This window comes from Citrobacter sp. Cpo103 (assembly GCF_030332605.1).
GTDB classification, from domain to species: Bacteria; Pseudomonadota; Gammaproteobacteria; order Enterobacterales; family Enterobacteriaceae; genus Citrobacter; species Citrobacter portucalensis.
The window spans coordinates 142,236-160,166 of record NZ_JAOWHO010000021.1 but is presented as its reverse complement, the minus strand read 5'-3'; the positions used below and the strand labels follow the sequence as shown (position 1 = coordinate 160,166).

20 protein-coding genes are annotated in these 17,931 nt (G+C 49.9%); 13 read left to right on the top strand and 7 right to left on the bottom strand.

Annotation, left to right across the window (positions count from 1 at the left end):
- Positions 1 to 37: 37 nt before the first annotated feature.
- The 4 genes from msrC to htpX all read left to right on the top strand — a co-directional run bounded on the left by msrC (position 38) and on the right by htpX (position 4,460).
- On the top strand, positions 38 to 535 hold the full coding sequence (gene msrC / locus OGX89_RS04960; protein ID WP_003833782.1) for a free L-methionine (R)-S-oxide reductase MsrC: 498 nt from the start codon (positions 38 to 40) through the stop codon (positions 533 to 535).
- A gap of 96 nt (positions 536 to 631) precedes the next feature.
- Positions 632 to 1,318: an RNA chaperone ProQ gene (gene proQ, locus OGX89_RS04955; RefSeq protein ID WP_003833781.1), complete on the top strand. Its 687-nt coding sequence runs from the start codon at positions 632 to 634 to the stop codon at positions 1,316 to 1,318.
- 19 nt (positions 1,319 to 1,337) lie between these two features.
- Positions 1,338 to 3,386 carry a carboxy terminal-processing peptidase gene (gene prc / locus OGX89_RS04950; protein WP_048235216.1) on the top strand — a complete coding sequence of 683 codons (2,049 nt, stop codon included), beginning with the start codon at positions 1,338 to 1,340 and terminating at the stop codon, positions 3,384 to 3,386.
- Positions 3,387 to 3,578: 192 nt separating this feature from the next.
- Positions 3,579 to 4,460 carry a protease HtpX gene (gene htpX, locus OGX89_RS04945; RefSeq protein ID WP_003034964.1) on the top strand — a complete coding sequence of 294 codons (882 nt, stop codon included), beginning with the start codon at positions 3,579 to 3,581 and terminating at the stop codon, positions 4,458 to 4,460.
- Positions 4,461 to 4,507: 47 nt separating this feature from the next.
- Here htpX and OGX89_RS04940 read toward each other — a convergent pair whose 3' ends face one another.
- Complete coding sequence (locus OGX89_RS04940; RefSeq protein ID WP_126957310.1) at positions 4,508 to 5,881, bottom strand: MFS transporter; 1,374 nt, start codon at positions 5,879 to 5,881, stop codon at positions 4,508 to 4,510.
- Between the two features lie 174 nt (positions 5,882 to 6,055).
- Here OGX89_RS04940 and kdgR point away from each other — a divergent pair, with 174 nt between their 5' ends.
- Positions 6,056 to 6,847 carry a DNA-binding transcriptional regulator KdgR gene (gene kdgR, locus OGX89_RS04935; protein ID WP_003833778.1) on the top strand — a complete coding sequence of 264 codons (792 nt, stop codon included), beginning with the start codon at positions 6,056 to 6,058 and terminating at the stop codon, positions 6,845 to 6,847.
- A gap of 114 nt (positions 6,848 to 6,961) precedes the next feature.
- Here the strand turns inward: kdgR and OGX89_RS04930 are convergent, their stop codons facing one another.
- Positions 6,962 to 7,201 carry a YobH family protein gene (locus tag OGX89_RS04930; RefSeq protein WP_003034975.1) on the bottom strand — a complete coding sequence of 80 codons (240 nt, stop codon included), beginning with the start codon at positions 7,199 to 7,201 and terminating at the stop codon, positions 6,962 to 6,964.
- Positions 7,202 to 7,365: 164 nt separating this feature from the next.
- On the opposite strand from OGX89_RS04930, the gene mgrB reads away from it, so the two are divergent.
- From mgrB to rlmA, 6 genes are all read left to right on the top strand, one after another.
- Positions 7,366 to 7,509 carry a PhoP/PhoQ regulatory lipoprotein MgrB gene (mgrB, locus tag OGX89_RS04925; RefSeq protein WP_003833775.1) on the top strand — a complete coding sequence of 48 codons (144 nt, stop codon included), beginning with the start codon at positions 7,366 to 7,368 and terminating at the stop codon, positions 7,507 to 7,509.
- Positions 7,510 to 7,583: 74 nt separating this feature from the next.
- Entirely contained in the window at positions 7,584 to 7,868 is a 285-nt protein-coding gene (locus OGX89_RS04920; protein ID WP_003833774.1) for a YebO family protein, read from the top strand.
- A 636-nt stretch (positions 7,869 to 8,504) separates the two neighbouring features.
- Positions 8,505 to 8,648, top strand: a complete 144-nt coding sequence (locus tag OGX89_RS04915; RefSeq protein ID WP_003034983.1) for a DUF2627 domain-containing protein — start codon at positions 8,505 to 8,507, stop codon at positions 8,646 to 8,648.
- Positions 8,649 to 8,660: 12 nt separating this feature from the next.
- A complete protein-coding gene (gene cspE / locus OGX89_RS04910) occupies positions 8,661 to 8,870 on the top strand; it encodes a transcription antiterminator/RNA stability regulator CspE (protein WP_001062678.1) in 210 nt (69 codons plus the stop codon).
- A gap of 219 nt (positions 8,871 to 9,089) precedes the next feature.
- Positions 9,090 to 10,835 (top strand): peptidoglycan DD-transpeptidase FtsI2/PBP3(PARA), encoded by a 1,746-nt coding sequence (gene ftsI2, locus OGX89_RS04905; protein WP_003833773.1) that lies wholly within the window; start codon positions 9,090 to 9,092, stop codon positions 10,833 to 10,835.
- A gap of 63 nt (positions 10,836 to 10,898) precedes the next feature.
- On the top strand, positions 10,899 to 11,708 hold the full coding sequence (gene rlmA, locus OGX89_RS04900) for a 23S rRNA (guanine(745)-N(1))-methyltransferase (RefSeq protein WP_003833772.1): 810 nt from the start codon (positions 10,899 to 10,901) through the stop codon (positions 11,706 to 11,708).
- On the opposite strand, the gene mntP is transcribed toward rlmA, so the two are convergent.
- The 5 genes from mntP to manX all read right to left on the bottom strand — a co-directional run bounded on the left by mntP (position 11,705) and on the right by manX (position 15,909).
- A complete protein-coding gene (gene mntP / locus OGX89_RS04895) occupies positions 11,705 to 12,271 on the bottom strand; it encodes a manganese efflux pump MntP (protein WP_003021013.1) in 567 nt (188 codons plus the stop codon). The genes rlmA and mntP overlap by 4 nt on opposite strands.
- Positions 12,272 to 12,704: 433 nt before the next feature.
- On the bottom strand, positions 12,705 to 13,163 hold the full coding sequence (locus OGX89_RS04890) for a DUF986 family protein (protein ID WP_003021010.1): 459 nt from the start codon (positions 13,161 to 13,163) through the stop codon (positions 12,705 to 12,707).
- A 60-nt stretch (positions 13,164 to 13,223) separates the two neighbouring features.
- Positions 13,224 to 14,075, bottom strand: coding sequence for a PTS mannose transporter subunit IID (locus OGX89_RS04885; protein WP_003833769.1), 852 nt, complete (start codon positions 14,073 to 14,075; stop codon positions 13,224 to 13,226).
- Positions 14,076 to 14,087: 12 nt separating this feature from the next.
- Complete coding sequence (locus tag OGX89_RS04880; RefSeq protein ID WP_003021004.1) at positions 14,088 to 14,888, bottom strand: PTS mannose/fructose/sorbose transporter subunit IIC; 801 nt, start codon at positions 14,886 to 14,888, stop codon at positions 14,088 to 14,090.
- A gap of 58 nt (positions 14,889 to 14,946) precedes the next feature.
- Complete coding sequence (gene manX / locus OGX89_RS04875; RefSeq protein WP_003833768.1) at positions 14,947 to 15,909, bottom strand: PTS mannose transporter subunit IIAB; 963 nt, start codon at positions 15,907 to 15,909, stop codon at positions 14,947 to 14,949.
- A 262-nt stretch (positions 15,910 to 16,171) separates the two neighbouring features.
- On the opposite strand from manX, the gene OGX89_RS23825 reads away from it, so the two are divergent.
- Together OGX89_RS23825 and yoaE are read left to right on the top strand one after the other, a co-directional pair.
- Positions 16,172 to 16,381, top strand: coding sequence for a protein YoaL (locus OGX89_RS23825; RefSeq protein WP_008785027.1), 210 nt, complete (start codon positions 16,172 to 16,174; stop codon positions 16,379 to 16,381).
- Positions 16,369 to 17,928 carry a CNNM family cation transport protein YoaE gene (gene yoaE, locus OGX89_RS04870; protein ID WP_008785026.1) on the top strand — a complete coding sequence of 520 codons (1,560 nt, stop codon included), beginning with the start codon at positions 16,369 to 16,371 and terminating at the stop codon, positions 17,926 to 17,928. The genes OGX89_RS23825 and yoaE overlap by 13 nt, the downstream gene beginning before the upstream one ends.
- Positions 17,929 to 17,931: the final 3 nt, after the last annotated feature.

Here is a 17,931-nt window from a genome sequence, read left to right as displayed (position 1 = left end):
GCTGCAGTTTTAAGTAAGACAACTAAGTGATTATATAATGAACAAAATAGAGCTATACACGGATCTGAACCGTGATTTTCAGGCATTGATGGCAGGTGAAACCAGTTTTCTGGCAACGCTGGCGAATACCAGCGCATTGTTGTACGAGCGTCTTGCAGAAGTGAATTGGGCCGGTTTTTACCTGCTTGAGGACGATACGCTGGTGCTTGGTCCCTTCCAGGGCAAAATTGCCTGCGTGCGGATCCCGGTAGGGCGCGGTGTGTGCGGTACCGCAGTGGCGCAGAACCAGGTTCAGCGTATTGAGGACGTACATGCTTTTGATGGGCACATCGCCTGTGATGCCGCCAGCAATGCTGAAATCGTCCTGCCGATCGCTGTCGACAATCAGATAATAGGCGTGCTGGATATTGATAGCACGGCATTTGGCCGCTTTACTGAAGAAGATGAACAAGGTCTGCGTACGCTTGTGGCACAGCTTGAAACCGTGCTTGCAACGACGGATTACAAAAAATTCTTTGCGCGCGTCGCAGGATAATCAACGGATAACGTAGCAATTACTGATGACGTCATTATAATGTCGCCTGTTCATGCCTGCGCTTGTTGGCTACGTCCGTTGTAATCAGGAAATTTCATGGAAAATCAACCTAAGTTGAATAGCAGTAAAGAAGTCATCGCGTTTCTGGCCGAACGCTTCCCGCAGTGTTTTAGTGCGGAAGGCGAAGCGCGCCCACTGAAAATTGGCATTTTTCAGGATCTGGTAGAGCGTGTTGAGGGTGAAATGAACCTCAGCAAGACTCAGCTCCGTTCTGCCTTACGTCTCTATACTTCAAGCTGGCGCTATCTGTATGGCGTTAAATTGGGCGCAACGCGTGTTGATCTCGACGGCAACCCTTGTGGTGAGCTGGATGAACAACATGTTGAACATGCTCGCAAACAGCTGGAAGAAGCTAAAGCCCGTGTTCAGGCGCAACGCGCAGAGCAACAGGCGAAAAAACGCGAAGCGGCCGCTGCCGCCGGTGAAAAAGAAGACGCACCGCGTCGCGAGCGTAAGCCGCGTCCTGCACCGCGTCGTAAAGAAGGTGCTGAGCGTAAACCTCGCGCTGAAAAACCAGCAGCAAAAGCACCGCGTGCTCCTCGCGAAGAACAGCATACCCCGGTATCTGATATTTCAGTACTGACGGTAGGGCAGTCTCTGAAGGTGAAAGCAGGAAATAATGCGATGGATGCCACCGTATTAGAAATCACCAAAGATGGCGTCCGTGTACAGCTGAATTCGGGTATGTCTTTGATTGTACGCGCAGAACACCTGGTGTTCTGAAACGGAGGCCAGGCCTGGCATGAACACTTTTTTTAGGCTTACTGCGTTAGCTGGTCTGCTTGCATTAGCAGGCCAGGCACTTGCTGTGGAAGACATCACGCGTGCCGATCAAATCCCCGTTTTAAAGGAAGAAACCCAGCATGCGACGGTAAGCGAACGTGTGACGTCGCGTTTTACGCGATCACACTATCGCCAGTTCGATCTGGATCAGGCGTTTTCGGCAAAAATTTTTGACCGCTATTTGAATTTGCTCGACTACAGCCACAACGTGCTGTTGGCGAGCGATATCGAACAGTATGCAAAAAAGAAAACGGTCCTCGGCGATGAACTGCGCACCGGCAAGCTGGATGTCTTTTACGATCTCTATAATCTGGCGCAAAAACGCCGATTTGAACGTTATCAGTACGCATTAAGCGTACTGGCACGTCCAATGGATTTCACCGGTAACGACACCTTTAACCTCGACCGAAGCAAAGCGCCGTGGCCGAAGAGCGAAGCAGAGCTTAATGCGCTGTGGGACGGCAAGGTTAAATTTGACGAACTCAGCCTGAAGCTGACCGGTAAAACCGATGCGGAAATCCGCGAAACGCTGACGCGCCGCTACAAATTTGCGATTCGCCGTCTGGCACAGACCAACAGCGAAGATGTGTTCTCACTGGCGATGACAGCGTTCGCCCGTGAAATCGACCCGCATACTAACTATCTCTCTCCGCGCAATACCGAGCAGTTCAATACTGAAATGAGCTTGTCTTTGGAAGGTATTGGCGCGGTTCTGCAGATGGATGATGACTACACCGTCATTAACTCCATGGTGGCAGGTGGTCCGGCAGCCAAGAGCAAAGCGATCAGCGTTGGCGATCGTATTGTCGGCGTCGGACAGACGGGCAAGGGCATGGTCGATGTGATTGGCTGGCGTCTGGATGATGTCGTGGCACTGATCAAAGGGCCTAAAGGCAGCAAGGTACGCCTTGAAATTCTGCCTGCCGGCAAAGGTACCAAGACGCGCACCGTGACGCTAACGCGTGAACGTATCCGTCTCGAAGACCGCGCCGTTAAAATGTCCGTGAAAACCGTCGGCAAAGAAAAAGTTGGCGTACTGGATATTCCTGGCTTCTATGTAGGCCTGACTGATGATGTCAAAGTCCAGTTGCAGAAACTGGAAAAACAGAACGTCAGCAGCATCATCATAGATCTGCGTACCAACGGCGGTGGAGCGCTGACCGAAGCGGTTTCGCTTTCCGGTCTGTTCATTCCTTCCGGCCCGGTGGTTCAGGTTCGTGACAATAACGGTAAAGTGCGTGAAGACAGTGATACCGACGGCGTTGTGTACTACAAAGGCCCGCTGGTGGTATTGGTCGATCGCTTCAGCGCCTCAGCATCAGAGATTTTCGCTGCGGCAATGCAGGATTATGGCCGAGCGCTGATCGTTGGTGAACCCACCTTCGGTAAAGGCACCGTTCAGCAGTATCGCTCCCTGAACCGTATTTACGATCAGATGCTGCGTCCGGAATGGCCTGCGCTGGGTTCTGTTCAGTACACGATCCAGAAATTCTACCGCGTAAACGGTGGCAGCACGCAGCGTAAGGGTGTTACGCCGGATATCATCATGCCGACAGGTAATGAAGAAACTGAAACTGGCGAGAAGTTTGAAGATAACGCGCTGCCGTGGGACAGCATTGATGCGGCGACCTACACCAAGTCAGATAATCTGACGCCGTTCGGACCTGAATTGCTGAAAGAGCACAATGCACGTATTGCGAACGATCCTGAGTTCCAGTACATCATGAAGGACATTGCGCGTTTCAATGCGATGAAGGATAAGCGCAACATCGCTTCTCTGAATTACGCTCAGCGTGAAAAAGAGAATAACGAAGATGACGCAATGCGCCTGGCGCGTATTAACGATCGGTTCAAGCGTGAAGGCAAACCGCTGCTGAAGAAACTGGACGATCTACCGAAGGATTACCAGGAGCCGGATCCATACCTGGATGAAACGGTAAAAATCGCGCTCGACCTGGCGCATCTTGAAAAAGAAAAGCCAGCGGAACAGCCTGCAACCAGTCAATAACCTCGAACAGGCACAAGAAATTGTGCCTGTTTTTTTAACAAGTGCATGAAGACGTCAGTCTGATACGATAAAATGTAAAGTTGTGTCTTTCTGGTGACTTAGCACCTATGGATGCTTGAAAATAGTCATAAGACCCATACGATATGGGTAATCGCATAGTGCGTTTTGTTAAATTGAGGTTAAAAGAAAATTATGATGCGAATCGCGCTCTTCCTGCTGACGAACCTGGCTGTGATGGTCGTTTTCGGGCTGGTATTGAGCCTGACAGGGATTCAGTCAAGCAGCGTTCAAGGCTTGTTGATCATGGCACTGCTGTTTGGTTTTGGTGGTTCCTTCATTTCGTTGCTGATGTCCAAATGGATGGCGTTAAAGTCCGTTGGCGGGGAAGTGATCGAACAGCCTCGCAATGAAAGAGAACGCTGGCTGATGAATACAGTTGCGAACCAGGCCCGCCAGGCCGGGATCGCTATGCCGCAGGTTGCAATCTACCATGCGCCAGATATTAACGCGTTTGCTACCGGTGCGCGCCGGGATGCCTCGCTGGTGGCTGTAAGTACTGGCCTGTTGCAAAACATGAGTCCGGATGAAGCCGAAGCGGTTATCGCGCATGAGATCAGCCACATTGCTAATGGCGATATGGTTACCATGACGCTAATTCAGGGTGTGGTGAACACCTTCGTTATCTTTATCTCACGTATTCTGGCGCAGATTGCCGCTGGGTTTATGGGCGGTAACCGCGATGAGGGAGAGGGTAGCAACGGTAACCCGTTAATCTACTTTGCGGTAGCGACGGTACTGGAGCTGGTATTTGGTATTCTGGCGAGCATTATTACGATGTGGTTCTCACGTCATCGTGAATTCCATGCGGATGCAGGCTCAGCGAAACTGGTGGGTCGTGAAAAAATGATCGCCGCGCTACAGCGCCTGAAAACCAGCTATGAGCCGCAGGAAGCGACCAGCATGATGGCGTTTTGCATCAACGGTAAATCCAAATCGTTGAGTGAGCTGTTTATGACTCACCCGCCGTTGGACAAACGTATTGAAGCGCTGCGCAGCGGTGAATACCTGAAATAATTGGCAGCAGACTAAAAATAAAAAGCGCGTCGACAGACGCGCTTTTTTTATGCCTGAACTCGCGGTTGTGTGATACGTAAGCCACTCACGATTGCGGCCAGCGAAGCCAGAATACCCGCTGTTATCAGCGAGACGTGTGTTCCGCTGTCACCAAACTGATTTAGCATCAGCGCAACCAGTGCGGCCCCGGTACTCTGGCCCAGTAAACGCGCCGTTCCGAGCATACCGCTCGCGCCTCCGCTACGATCACGCGGCGCGGAGGTGATGATGGTGTGATTATTCGGTGACTGGAACAAGCCAAAACCCGCACCGCACAAAATCATTGGCCAGATGATATTAAAATCAGAAGGTGATGCGGGCAGCAACACCAGCGAAAACAGCCCACACGCCATTACTGCCATGCCCAGCGCGCCCAGCAGACCCGCATGAACACGTTCAATCAGATATCCCGCCAGTGGGGCCATCACCATGGTTGCCAGCGGCCACGGCGTCAGTAGCAGGCCCGTTTCAACCTCGCTGCGCCCGAGAACCGTTTGCATGAAAAAGGGGAGAGAAACCATTGCCAGCATTTGTGCGCTGAATGAACAGATTGAGGTGCAAATAGAGAGTGAAAACAGCGGAATGCGTAGCAGATCAACCGGCAATAACGGTACTGGCAATGCGAGTTGGCGGCGGATAAAGAAAAACCCTACCACGAGAAGCCCCACCAGTTCAGCACCAATCAATTTTAGCGACTGTCCCTGTGCAAACCCGCTGAGTGCCGTGATTAACAAACCGAATGTTAAGGCGTTCATTACTGCGCTGGGCAGATCAAAGCGCGGTTTATTGTTACGTGAAGAATTGGGGGGCAAAAAACGCATAGCCAGTAGCAGGGCGATGATCCCCAGCGGGACGTTAATCAGAAATAGCCATTTCCACGAGGCAATAGAGAGAATTGCCGCCGCAATAGTCGGACCCGCTGCCGAGGAGACTGCCACAATAAAGGAGTTAATACCCATTCCGCGGCCAAGCTGGCGCTGAGGATAAATGAGTCGGATCAATGCCGTATTAACGCTCATCAACGCCGCGCCCCCAAACCCCTGAGCCACGCGCGCTAACGTCAGCATATGTAGCGAGTCTGACAAGGCACAAAACAGCGACGCCAACAGAAACACGACCAGACCACACTTATAAATGCGTCGGTAGCCAAACATATCACCTAAAAAAGAGAGCGATAACAGCGAAATAACGATCGCAATTTGGTAGGCGTTCACAATCCAGATTGAGCTGGCGGGTGAGGCCTGAAGATCGGTGGCGATAGTGGGGAGGGCAACGTTCGCTATTGCGCCATCGAGTACTGCCATAGAGATGCCAATAACAATGGTTAAAATTGCGCCATATCGCTGGGGCAATGGCAGACCATCGGTCTGAGTTTTTTCCATAGGAAGTCAATATTGTCGGAATTTATGATGAGAATAATAATTTTAGCATTGATATTCAGGCGTTAGGTCGCAGATTTGTAACTAAGTAAGCAAAGAGCGATTGCGAGGGCTGATACGTGAAATTATAATAAAAACCGGTTCTGATTTTTATAAAACACTCGAAAGGGGTGATAAATGGCAATCGCAGATCTGGATAAACAACCCGATTCTGTATCTTCCGTGCTGAAGGTTTTTGGCATCCTGCAGGCGCTGGGTGAAGAGCGCGAAATTGGTATTACCGAGTTGTCGCAACGCGTCATGATGTCGAAAAGCACCGTTTATCGCTTTTTGCAGACCATGAAAACGCTGGGTTATGTGGCACAAGAAGGGGAATCTGAGAAATACTCACTGACCCTGAAATTATTCGAGCTGGGTGCTCGCGCGTTGCAAAACGTCGATCTTATCCGTAGCGCTGATATTCAGATGCGCGAACTTTCGCGCCTGACCAAAGAGACAGTACACCTTGGCGCACTGGATGAAGACAGCATCGTCTACATTCATAAAATCGACTCCATGTACAATCTGCGCATGTATTCTCGCGTAGGTCGCCGTAATCCACTGTACAGCACGGCTATCGGTAAAGTTCTGCTGGCATGGCGTGACCGCGATGAAGTGAAGCAAATACTGGACGGTATTGAGTACAAACGCAGCACCGACCGTACTATTACCAATACTGATGAACTGCTGGTACTGCTGGATAAAGTCCGTGAGCAGGGCTACGGTGAAGACAACGAAGAACAGGAAGAAGGTCTGCGCTGCATCGGTGTGCCGGTGTTTGACCGTTTCGGTGTGGTGATTGCAGGCTTGAGTATTTCATTTCCGACGCTGCGTTTCTCTGAGGAACGTTTGCACGAGTATGTGGCGATGCTGCATACGGCTGCGCGTAAAATTTCAGAACAAATGGGTTATAACGACTATCCGTTCTAATCTGGCGTAATAGCGTCAACGTTAAAACCCCAGGTATTTTTGTATCTGGGGTTTTTTATGAACAGTCATAAAGTTAGTTGGTGCAAATAACGTAGCGTATGTATTGTTGCTATATTAACCGTTATCAATAATGACCGTACTTTTTCTTAACAAAGGGCAATCCGACAGGCCAATGATACCGCTGTTTGTGTGGACGTATTGTGCGGTGCTGGTTCCGCGGGCGGTCAGATATTGGCATTGCAAGCCCAGACCCGCTGCATTCTCCTTACTTCCAATCAAAATTCCATAGCCGCTCAGTAATAAACCGATCCAAACCAGAGCTAACAACACAATAGCGCGGATTATCAGACGCATTACAACCTCTTATCTTTTCTCGTTATTATTAGATTAGCCTGTACATGGGATGAAACAAGTGAATCATTCCTAAAAAGATTGAATGCCGATACAGTTAACGCTGGGTTTAGGTAACGCATGATAATTTATAGACATAAGATGTAGATTCGAAGAGTGGAGCTGGAGTGAAAAAAATTCGCTGGGTAGTGCTGATAGTTGTCGTGCTGGTATGCATACTGATGTGGGCGCAAGTGTTCAACATCATGTGCGATCAGGATGTACAATTTTTCAGCGGTATTTGTGCCGTTAATAAATTTATTCCCTGGTAAGCGCATTTTTGCCACAGTTGATTACCTTCTTGTGCGGCAGTGGTAAACTACGCTGTCTACATTGAGGTGATAAAATGAACGAAGTTTTGAATTCTGGCGCGTTGAGTTTGGCGTCTTTGGCTGTATCGGTGGTGATTCTGGTTGTCGGGCTTGTACTGTGGTTTTTCGTCAATCGGGCAAGTTCGCGTACTAATGAGCAGATTGAGCTGCTCGAAGCATTGTTAGATCAGCAAAAAAGACAGAACGCATTGCTCCGTCGCCTTTGCGAAGCGAACGAACCTGAAAAAGCGGCAGAGCCTGCTGCGGTCACAGCGAAGGATGAAGATGATGACATCATCCGCCTGGTAGCTGAGCGGTAAAAACGGTATGACAGGATGAGGATCTGTTGCTTTTGTTCTCAGATGTTTCATCCTGTCGCCAACGTGCCAGATTATTTTCTTCTGTACATGTCGTGTAATTAGCACTCTGATACGCGTGTAAACTCAGTATTTTCAGATGCTCCAACCAATTAATATCTTATCCCCGGTCTGATATAAATATAATTTCCCATACGATAAAAATATGATTATGTCATTTTTGTGATAGCGATCGTTTTATTAACAGCGAAACGTTTCTCTTACTTTTTTTGTGCATTGTCATCATTCTTTCATTATTTTGGTGCAAAAGCAGAAGGCGGATCTCATTTTTACGCTTGTGACATTTTATGCATTACTAAGCATAAAAAATGATATCCGGCACACCCTGTAACAGCTAATCTGGAATAACCGAAGCTATTGAGCTATGGTAGAAATGTCCCGGCAATGGTGCAAGCCAGGCGGGGGATGGGGCGAGCGGCGGGAATATAACACTACTCGGTGTGGCGCATAACTGTGCAGTTGCTGTTTGATGAACGACGGGATTTGTGCGACCGATCGAGACACGTTTAAAAATGGCTTGCCATTATTAACGTTGTATGTGATAACACGTTTTGGGTTAAACGAGGTACAGTTCTGTTTATGTGTGGCATTTTCAGTAAAGAAGTCCTGAGTAAACACGTTGACGTTGAATACCGCTTCTCTGCCGAACCTTATATTAGTGCCTCAAGCAGTAATGTCTCAGTTTTATCTATGTTATGCCTGCGGGCGAAGAAAATACTCTAAGGAATTTTGCAAATGGCAAAGATTAAAGGTCAAGTTAAGTGGTTCAACGAGTCTAAAGGTTTTGGTTTCATTACTCCGGCTGATGGCAGCAAAGACGTGTTCGTACACTTCTCCGCTATCCAGGGTAACGGCTTCAAAACTCTGGCTGAAGGCCAGAACGTTGAGTTCGAAATTCAGGACGGCCAGAAAGGTCCGGCTGCTGTTAACGTAACAGCTATCTGATCGACACCACTGATTTGAAGCGCATATGCGCAACCATCTCAGATATAAAGCCTCGCCTATGCGGGGCTTTTTAATTCAAAATACGTCTAAATATTTCTAAATGCCCTTCCATTAGCGCTTTGTTGCAAAGGCGTGATGTTCGTAGCATAGTTTTCCCCGCTTTCTTACGACATTTCTCGTTAAATCAGACACCTGAAAAACTATCTTGCTGGAGACCGGGTGAAAAAGAAAAACGACGGCGACGCGCGCAATTTTACTCCCGTACGTTTTGCCCTGCTTTGTGTGGCAATATTATTGAGTCTGGGATTGCTGCTGGGTCGGGTTGCGTGGCTGCAAATTGTCACGCCGACGAGTCTGGTGAAACAGGAAGACATGCGTTCGTTACGTGAGGTAACTATTGCCTCGCCGCGCGGGATGATTACAGATAGAGAAGGGCGACCGCTGGCGGTAAGTGTTCCGGTTAACGCCGTATGGGCCGATCCTAAGACCATCATCAGCAAGGGAGGCGTGGGTTACAACGAACGCTGGCAGGCTCTGGCAAGGACTCTGCATTTGTCACTTAGTACGCTGGCGGAACGCGTTAACAGTAATCCTGGCGGACGTTTTATTTATCTGGCACGACAAATTTCCCCTCAGCAGGCTGAGTGGGTCGATGATCTTAATCTCCCGGGCATCAACCTGCGCGAGGAATCCCGCCGGTTCTATCCCGCAGGCCACGTAGCGGCGAATCTCATTGGTTTTACCAACATTGATGGACAAGGCATTGAAGGGCTGGAAAAGAGCTTTAATAACCAACTGATGGGTAAACCTGGCTCCCGTCTGGTACGTAAAGACAAATTTGGCCATGTCATCGAAAATATCACCGAAGTTACGCCTGTTCCTGCACACGAATTACAGCTCAGCATCGATGAGCGTCTGCAGACGGTCACCGAAGATGCGTTGGACAATGCCGTTACGTGGAATAAAGCGGAATCAGGAGCCGCAGTGCTGGTCAACATTGCTACCGGTGAAATACTGTCCATGGCGAGCTTTCCTGACTTCAACCCCAATAATCGTGATGGCGCGGTACTGGATGATTTTCGTAACCGTGCAATTAGCGATACGTTTGAACCCGGTTCAACCGTTAAACCGCTGGTGATCATGACTGCACTCCAGCAGGGGATAGTACAACCCGACAGCGTGATTGATACCCATCCTTTTTACCTTGATGGACATCGCATTCGCGACGTCGGATTTTACCCGGAACTGTCGCTGACCGGGATTTTACAGAAATCGAGCGATACCGGCGTGTCGCACCTTTCATTGGCTATGCCTGTCCAAAAATTGCTGGATACCTATAAAAGCTTTGGTTTTGGCGATCCAACCGGACTGGGATTAACCGGTGAAAGTAGCGGTTTAATGCCTCAACGCCGCTACTGGAGCGATTTGGATCGCGCGACCTTTGCATTTGGTTATGGATTAATGGTAACGCCGCTGCAGTTGGCGCACGTATATGCAACCATTGGTAGTTTTGGTATCTATCGGCCCCTTTCGATTACCCGTATTGACCCGCCGGTAATCGGTACCCGAGTGATGCCGGAGGCGCTGGTTCACCAGGTTGAACATATGATGGAAAGCGTTGCGTTACCCGGTGGTGGGGGAACTAAAGCCGCGGTCAGGGATTATCGCGTGGCGGTTAAAACAGGAACGGCAAAGAAAATTGGTGATGACGGTAAGTATGTCGATAAATACGTGGCCTACACGGCAGGTGTTGCGCCAGCGAGCGACCCGAAATTCGCATTGGTTGTCGTCATCAATAATCCGCAAAACGGTGCTTATTATGGTGGGGCTGTCTCTGCGCCTGTCTTCAGCCAGATAATGGGTGATGTCCTGCGTCTGGAGAACGTTAAACCGGATGGCATGCCTGCTGACTCCGACCATCTGCTGGTGATGCACGGCAGCAACGTATCCTCGCCGTCGCTGTAAGTTATTTTCCCAGGGCGCAATTCGCGTTACACTTGCGCCCTTAAGTCACCTGCCGGAGTTGTCATGTCGTTTTCCTGTCCTCTTTGCCACCAGCCTCTTACTCAAGCGAATAACAGTTTTGTCTGCCCCGGGCGGCACCAGTTTGACGTGGCGAAAGAAGGGTATGTCAACTTACTGCCGGTTCAGCATAAACGATCGCGCGATCCGGGTGACAGCGCTGAGATGATGCAGGCGCGACGGGCATTTCTTGATGCCGGGCACTATCAACCGTTGCGTGATGCGATTGTGAATGTGCTGAAAGAGAAGTCGACTTCAGAAGATGCAGCGATCCTGGATATTGGCTGTGGGGAAGGGTATTACACCCATGCGTTTGCCGACGCGCTGACGGGTTGTACAACCTTTGGTCTTGACGTCTCCAAAGTGGCAATTAAAGCCGCAGCCAGACGCTATCCGCAGGTGACCTTTTGCGTTGCCTCCAGCCATCGTCTACCGTTCGCAGATGAGTCAATGGATGCCATCATCAGGATCTACGCGCCCTGTAAAGCGCAAGAGCTGGCACGCGTGGTTAAACCGGGGGGATGGGTTATCACCGCCACGCCGGGACCGCGTCATTTAATGGAACTGAAAGGGCTTATTTATGATGAGGTGCGTTTGCATGCGCCGCACACAGAGCAACTGGACGGTTTTGTTCTGCAACAGAGTATTGCGCTGGGGTATCAGATGCAGCTTCAGGGCAGCGAGGCCGTTGCGTTACTGCAAATGACGCCGTTCGCCTGGCGGGCAAAGCCGGAGGTGTGGGAAACGTTAGCGGGGAAAACGACGTTTGACTGCCAGACCGACTTTAGTATTCATGTCTGGCAGCGTCTGAATTAACCGTGGAAGTGTGCCCAGAGGATCTGGGCACCGATACCAATCAGCACCACCCCACCCAAAATTTCTGCTCGTTTGCCCAGCATCGGGCCAATGAAACGACCAATCATCATTCCGAGCGTGGACATAATCAATGTGGCGCAGCCGATGGCCAGCGCGGTGGCAATAATGTTGACCTGCAGGAAAGCCAGGCCCACCCCGACGGCCATTGCGTCGAGACTGGTGGCAATGGCGGTGGTGACCAGCAGCCAGAAACCATGACGGCGCTGCGGTTCTTCCTCTTCATCACCGTTGTCGCGAAAACCTTCGATTATCATTCGCCCGCCTAAAAAAATCAGCAGAATGAAGGCGATCCAGTGGTTCCACTCCAGCACGAATTTGCTGGCCAACATACCCATGCCCCAGCCAATCAGCGGCGTAAGCGTTTCAACTGCGCCGAATATCAGACCTGTGCGCAATGCTTCAGAAAATTTGGGTTTATGCAGTGTGGCGCCTTTGCCAATTGATGCAGCAAAAGCATCCATCGACATGCCGAAAGCGAGAAGAACGGTAGCGGTGAGATTCATAACAGCGTCCTGACCGGGGTATCCATAAAACACATCACTGCCCCCAGTAACCATGCATACAGGCCGGAATCACTGTAAATACAGCGCCATTCAGATATGCATTGCAGTTGATGTGCCTATGGTCTCGCCTGACTGAACCTGTAAATTCAGTCCGTACGCGCCACGTTTTTCAACGAGTATGTTGACACGTACATTTCCGGAGTCTGGAAATCGGCTACTCCCCAACGACGGGCGCAACCTTAACATATTTTGAGAATATAAAACAAGAAACGCAGAAATAATATTTGACTTCTAATTGAAAACGATTTTCATTTAGATTTATTTTTAAATAAAACGTTAAAATAAATAACATTGCGGACAGTTAAATATAGCCTTGGCTATGTTTATTTTAATGCTGATATATAAAAAACATAGTTCAGGCTATATTTATAACTTATTGATTTGAAATTAAAAGTTTATATATTCTCTCAAGATCGTCTATATTTCGTACGCGAATCAACAATCTTCGATGTTCTAATTGCATCACTAATACACCGTCTTCAGATAAATTCATCTCTTTAATGCGGTTATATTCAATCCAGACGTTGGCGAAGAAAAAACCTTTCTGCTTGAAGATGATTTTTGGCGTACGGATCCAGAACAGATACAACCCCATTAATACCAGTGCACATAATAACCATGTGGTAAATTGCGCGCCGTGGCTGGTGATGTTGTTATAGATAAGAATAGCTACCAAGCCAAGGAAGATAACGCTGTCGACTCTGCTGCGGGGAAGCAGGGCGACAGTAAGCAGAGTAGGGCCATTACGGCGGGGCATGATGAACTGATCGTAAATGGCATACGCCAGCAGCGAAAAGATAAATAGAACCAGCACCAGGTCCGTGATAGTCATGAATCCTCAACCCTCTAAATAGAAAAACCGGGGGCAAGCCCCCGGTGATGTACAACAGTCTTACAGGCCGAGCAGTCCGACAGCGTAGCCTGCGATACCGATGACGAAGAAGCCAACGATGATCCACAGCGGGTTCACTTTCTTACGCAGCAGCCACATACAGGCGAATGTCAGCAGCAGAGGAACCAGACCCGGCATCAGCTGGTCAAGGATAGTCTGCACGGTGGTAACACGAGTCTGACCATCCTGACCGGTGATAGTAGAAACCACCAGTGGGATGTTTACGTGCGTCCACTTGTTAACCAATGCTCCCATGACAAACAGGCCGAGGATTGACGCCCCCTCAGTCAGTTTCTGCAGGAAGCCGCCGCCCATATCTTTAACGATATCGACACCTTTACGGTAGCCATATGCCACACCGTAATAACGGGTTGCCAGACGAACCAGGTTAAACAGGATGAAGAACAGCAGTGGCCCCAGCAGGCTGCCGCTCATCGCGATACCTGCGCCGAGTGCGGCGAAGACCGGACGTACGGTACCCCAGAAGATCGGGTCACCGACGCCTGCCAGCGGACCCATCAGACCAACTTTGATACCGTTGATGGCACCATCGTCAATCTCTGCGCCGTTTGCACGCTGTTCTTCCATTGCCAGCGTAACGCCCAGTACTGGAGCCGCTACGTACGGATGGGTGTTAAAGAATTCCAGGTGACGCTTAATCGCTTGCTTACGTGCATCGTTGTTTTCCGGGTACAAGCGGCGGATAGCCGGTACCATGGAGAAACAGAAACCCAGCGCCTGCATACGTTCGAAGTTCCATGAACCCTGAAACAGGTTAGAACGAATGAACACGCCACGAATGTCACTCGGAGTGAGTTTTTTCTCGGTGGTAGTTTTAGTCATATCAACCATTTCGCTCACCTGCTAGTCCAGTTCGTTATCGAGATCGTTATTGCCAGCCGCCGCAGCAGGTGCACCGGCTACGCGGTTATATTTCGGGCTCAGCTGAATGTAGAGGATGGCCATGACTGCGCCAATCACACCCAGAGCAACCAGGTTGAAGTTAGTAAATGCCGCGGTGACGAAGCCGAGGTAGAAGAATGGCATCAGATAGCCTGCGCGCATCATGTTGATGACCATCGCATAACCAACCACTACGATCATTCCGCCTGCGATGTTCAGACCACCGGTTACGACTTCCGGAATGGCGTTAAGCATGCTCTGAACTTCACTGGTACCAACAGAAATCGCTACGATTACCGCCGGGATAGCGATACGCATAGCCTGCAGGAACAGAGAGGATACGTGCAGCCAGGAGAGCGCCGTCAGGTTACCGTTTTCGGCCGCCTTATCCGCTGCGTGCTGGAATGCTACGGTGATAGTACGAACGATAATGGTCAGTACCTGGCCTGCTGCTGCCAGTGGGATAGCCAGCGCGATACCGGCACCAATGCTTTGGTGACCCGCGATAACCAGAACGGTAGAGATAATTGAGGCCAGCGCGGCATCTGGTGCAACCGCAGCACCGATGTTCATCCAGCCCAGGGCGATCATTTCCAGGGTACCACCGATGATGATACCGGTTTTCATATCCCCGAGAACGGCACCAATCAGCGTACAGGCCACCAACGGACGGTGGAACTGAAATTCATCGAGTACCGACTCCATACCCGCGATACATGCGACGATGAACACCAGCACAATCTGAAGAGTGGTAATCTCCATTGTACTTCTCCTATTGCTATACAGACTTAAGTGTGAAAACTAAGTAAATGCCAGGGAATTATTTCACCTTGGCAATCAAATCCATCATTTTCAGTTTCTGATCGGTAGAAACCTTACGGGCCTCAAGCTCAATACCGCGTTCGTTGAGTTTCTTGAAGGCTTCGATGTCTTTGTCATCGACAGAAATTGCGTTGTTTACCTGCGTTTTACCCTGACGGAAAGCCATACCGCCAATGTTTACGGAGGTAATTTTCACACCACCTTCAACGATACGTTCTACGTCGGTTGGGTTGGTGAACAACAGCATCACACGCTCACCTGCATATTTCGGGTTGTTGTAGACGCGGATCATTTTCGCGACATCAACCACATGCGCCGTCACACCCGGAGGTGCTACCTGAGTCAGCAGCGTTTTACGCACGGTATCGGCGGCAACTTCATCACTGACGACGATAATGCGCGTTACGTTGGTTTCTTTGGTCCAGCGAGTTGCCACCTGACCATGGATTAAGCGGTCATCAATACGCGCCAGGCCGATCTGCATATAATCGTTCGGCCCCATCGGTTTCGCGGGGGTTGCTGCTTTCGGTGCCGCGACGGGGGCAGGAGCGGCTTTTTCCACCGGTTTTGCTTTCAACGCTTTCACGCCTTCACTACCGGTTTCAACGGCCAGTGCCACTAATTCATCAAAGCTTGGGTTGTCATCACGCGCCATGAAGGTCTCAACCAGCATGGGAATGTTCACACCGGCGATTACTTCGTAATGCTCTTTATCGACGACAATGCGGCTCGCAGCGTTAAACGGGCTGCCTCCCCATGTGTCAACGAGAAACAGCACGCCTTTACTGGTATCGAGTTTTGCCAACTGAGCGTTGTACTTTTCGATCAGCGTTTCAGCATTTTCGCCTGGAACGAAATCGATCCAGCCGACGTTTTCCTGCTCGCCTAACAGCATCTCTGCCGTCTTAAGTAACTGCTCTGCAGCCCAACCATGTGTGCCTATTACAATAGCAATGGTCACTTGCTACCTCCTTTATTATCGTTAACACATCAACGTGAAGATGTATTTGAATCGTCGTCCGCAATCGAATCGATTCAGATAAGGGTTACAAAGAAAAACCTATGATTTTCGTGAATTATTTTAGATATCGAAAAAAATATTTTATGTGATGAAGATCCGTAATTTAACTTCCGATAAAAAGAAATTTCGAAGGGTAAAATATCTCCGAAACAACTTATTGCAAAGGAAGGTAAATCTTTGCTAAAAACAGCTTCTCTCTGTTATGTTTAGCATCTGTTTAATTACTCAGGAGTATAGGGCAGTAGCCCACCATATGGATCGTCACCGACGTCATTTCACCTTCAGGCCGTATCAAGCCTGTCAGATTGGCACTTTTTGCCACAAATTTTCTCTGCATATCGCTTTAACGCCTGAGATCCTCAGCGCGCAGTTTGGTCATTCCTTAAGCAGGAGCTTGTCATGGAATTATTAATGGACCCGCAGATTTGGGTGGGTTTGCTCACGCTTGTCGTTCTCGAAATTGTTCTGGGTATTGATAACCTGGTCTTCATTGCGATCCTGGCTGATAAGCTGCCGCCGAAACAGCGTGATAAAGCGCGTTTAATCGGTTTGTCACTGGCACTGATTATGCGTCTGGGCTTGTTGTCCGTGATTTCGTGGATGGTGACGCTGACAAAGCCGCTGTTCACGGTAATGGACTATGCGTTCTCGGGGCGCGATCTGATTATGCTGCTGGGGGGTATCTTCCTCTTGTTCAAGGCTACGACAGAGTTGCATGAGCGGCTGGAAAACCGTGAACATGATACCGGGCAGACGAAAGGGTATGCGAGCTTTTGGGTTGTCGTAACGCAGATTGTCATCCTCGATGCGGTGTTCTCGCTGGATGCCGTGATTACGGCGGTCGGCATGGTCAACCATCTGCCAGTGATGATGGCGGCAGTAGTGATTGCCATGGCCGTGATGCTGCTGGCCTCTAAGCCGCTGACACGATTTGTGAACCAACACCCGACGGTGGTGGTGCTGTGTCTGAGCTTCCTGTTGATGATTGGTCTGAGCCTGGTTGCCGAAGGGTTTGGCTTCCATATTCCGAAAGGTTATCTGTATGCGGCGATTGGTTTCTCGATCATCATCGAGCTGTTTAACCAGATTGCCCGTCGTAATTTTATTCGCCACCAGTCGACGCTGCCGCTGCGTGCACGTACTGCCGATGCAATCCTGCGTCTGATGGGCGGTAAACGTCAGGCCAGCGTGCAGATGGAATCCGATAACCCGGTGCCGGTTCCTGTCCCGGAAGGCGCGTTTGTGGAAGAAGAACGCTATATGATCAACGGCGTCCTCTCCCTGGCGTCGCGTTCGTTACGCGGCATTATGACGCCACGTGGTGAAATCAGCTGGGTTGATGCCGACCTGAGCGTGGCGGAAATTCGCGAGCAGTTGCTCTCTTCACCTCACAGCCTGTTCCCGGTGTGTCGTGGCGAACTGGATGAGATCATCGGTATCGTGCGTGCTAAAGAGCTGCTGGTGGCGCTGGAAGACGGTGTGGATGTGGCGGCGATTGCCTCTGCTTCTCCGGCTATTGTTGTTCCGGAGACGCTGGACCCGATCAATCTGTTAGGCGTACTGCGTCGTGCCCGCGGTAGCTTCGTTATCGTCACTAACGAGTTTGGCGTAGTACAGGGTCTGGTCACGCCGCTGGACGTATTAGAAGCCATTGCCGGTGAATTCCCTGATGCCGATGAAACACCTGAAATTATTGCTGATGCAGGTGGTTGGTTGGTCAAAGGCGGTACCGATCTGCATGCGTTGCAACAGGCGCTGGACGTGGATACGTTAGTGAATGAAGACGAAGACATCGCCACGGTGGCAGGTTTAGTCATTGCGGCTAACGGCCATATTCCACGTGTAGGTGATGTTATCGAAGTCGCACCGCTGAGCATTACGATTGTCGAAGCGAATGACTATCGTGTGGATTTAGTTCGCATTGTTAAAGAACAACCCGCTCACGACGAAGACGAGTAACCG

Coding starts and splice junctions, on each gene's coding strand:
- OGX89_RS23825 (WP_008785027.1), top strand. CDS start 16,172: ATGTTTAGCATCTGTTTAATTACTCAGGAGTATAGGGCAGTAGCCCAC.
- yoaE (WP_008785026.1), top strand. CDS start 16,369: ATGGAATTATTAATGGACCCGCAGATTTGGGTGGGTTTGCTCACGCTT.
- rlmA (WP_003833772.1), top strand. CDS start 10,899: ATGTCGTTTTCCTGTCCTCTTTGCCACCAGCCTCTTACTCAAGCGAAT.
- prc (WP_048235216.1), top strand. CDS start 1,338: ATGAACACTTTTTTTAGGCTTACTGCGTTAGCTGGTCTGCTTGCATTA.
- proQ (WP_003833781.1), top strand. CDS start 632: ATGGAAAATCAACCTAAGTTGAATAGCAGTAAAGAAGTCATCGCGTTT.
- mntP (WP_003021013.1), bottom strand. CDS start 12,271: ATGAATCTCACCGCTACCGTTCTTCTCGCTTTCGGCATGTCGATGGAT.
- kdgR (WP_003833778.1), top strand. CDS start 6,056: ATGGCAATCGCAGATCTGGATAAACAACCCGATTCTGTATCTTCCGTG.
- OGX89_RS04940 (WP_126957310.1), bottom strand. CDS start 5,881: ATGGAAAAAACTCAGACCGATGGTCTGCCATTGCCCCAGCGATATGGC.
- OGX89_RS04890 (WP_003021010.1), bottom strand. CDS start 13,163: ATGACTATCACGGACCTGGTGCTGGTTCTATTTATCTTTTCGCTGCTG.
- cspE (WP_001062678.1), top strand. CDS start 8,661: ATGGCAAAGATTAAAGGTCAAGTTAAGTGGTTCAACGAGTCTAAAGGT.
- OGX89_RS04915 (WP_003034983.1), top strand. CDS start 8,505: ATGTGTGGCATTTTCAGTAAAGAAGTCCTGAGTAAACACGTTGACGTT.
- msrC (WP_003833782.1), top strand. CDS start 38: ATGAACAAAATAGAGCTATACACGGATCTGAACCGTGATTTTCAGGCA.
- htpX (WP_003034964.1), top strand. CDS start 3,579: ATGATGCGAATCGCGCTCTTCCTGCTGACGAACCTGGCTGTGATGGTC.
- OGX89_RS04930 (WP_003034975.1), bottom strand. CDS start 7,201: ATGCGTCTGATAATCCGCGCTATTGTGTTGTTAGCTCTGGTTTGGATC.
- OGX89_RS04880 (WP_003021004.1), bottom strand. CDS start 14,888: ATGGAGATTACCACTCTTCAGATTGTGCTGGTGTTCATCGTCGCATGT.
- OGX89_RS04920 (WP_003833774.1), top strand. CDS start 7,584: ATGAACGAAGTTTTGAATTCTGGCGCGTTGAGTTTGGCGTCTTTGGCT.
- OGX89_RS04885 (WP_003833769.1), bottom strand. CDS start 14,075: ATGGTTGATATGACTAAAACTACCACCGAGAAAAAACTCACTCCGAGT.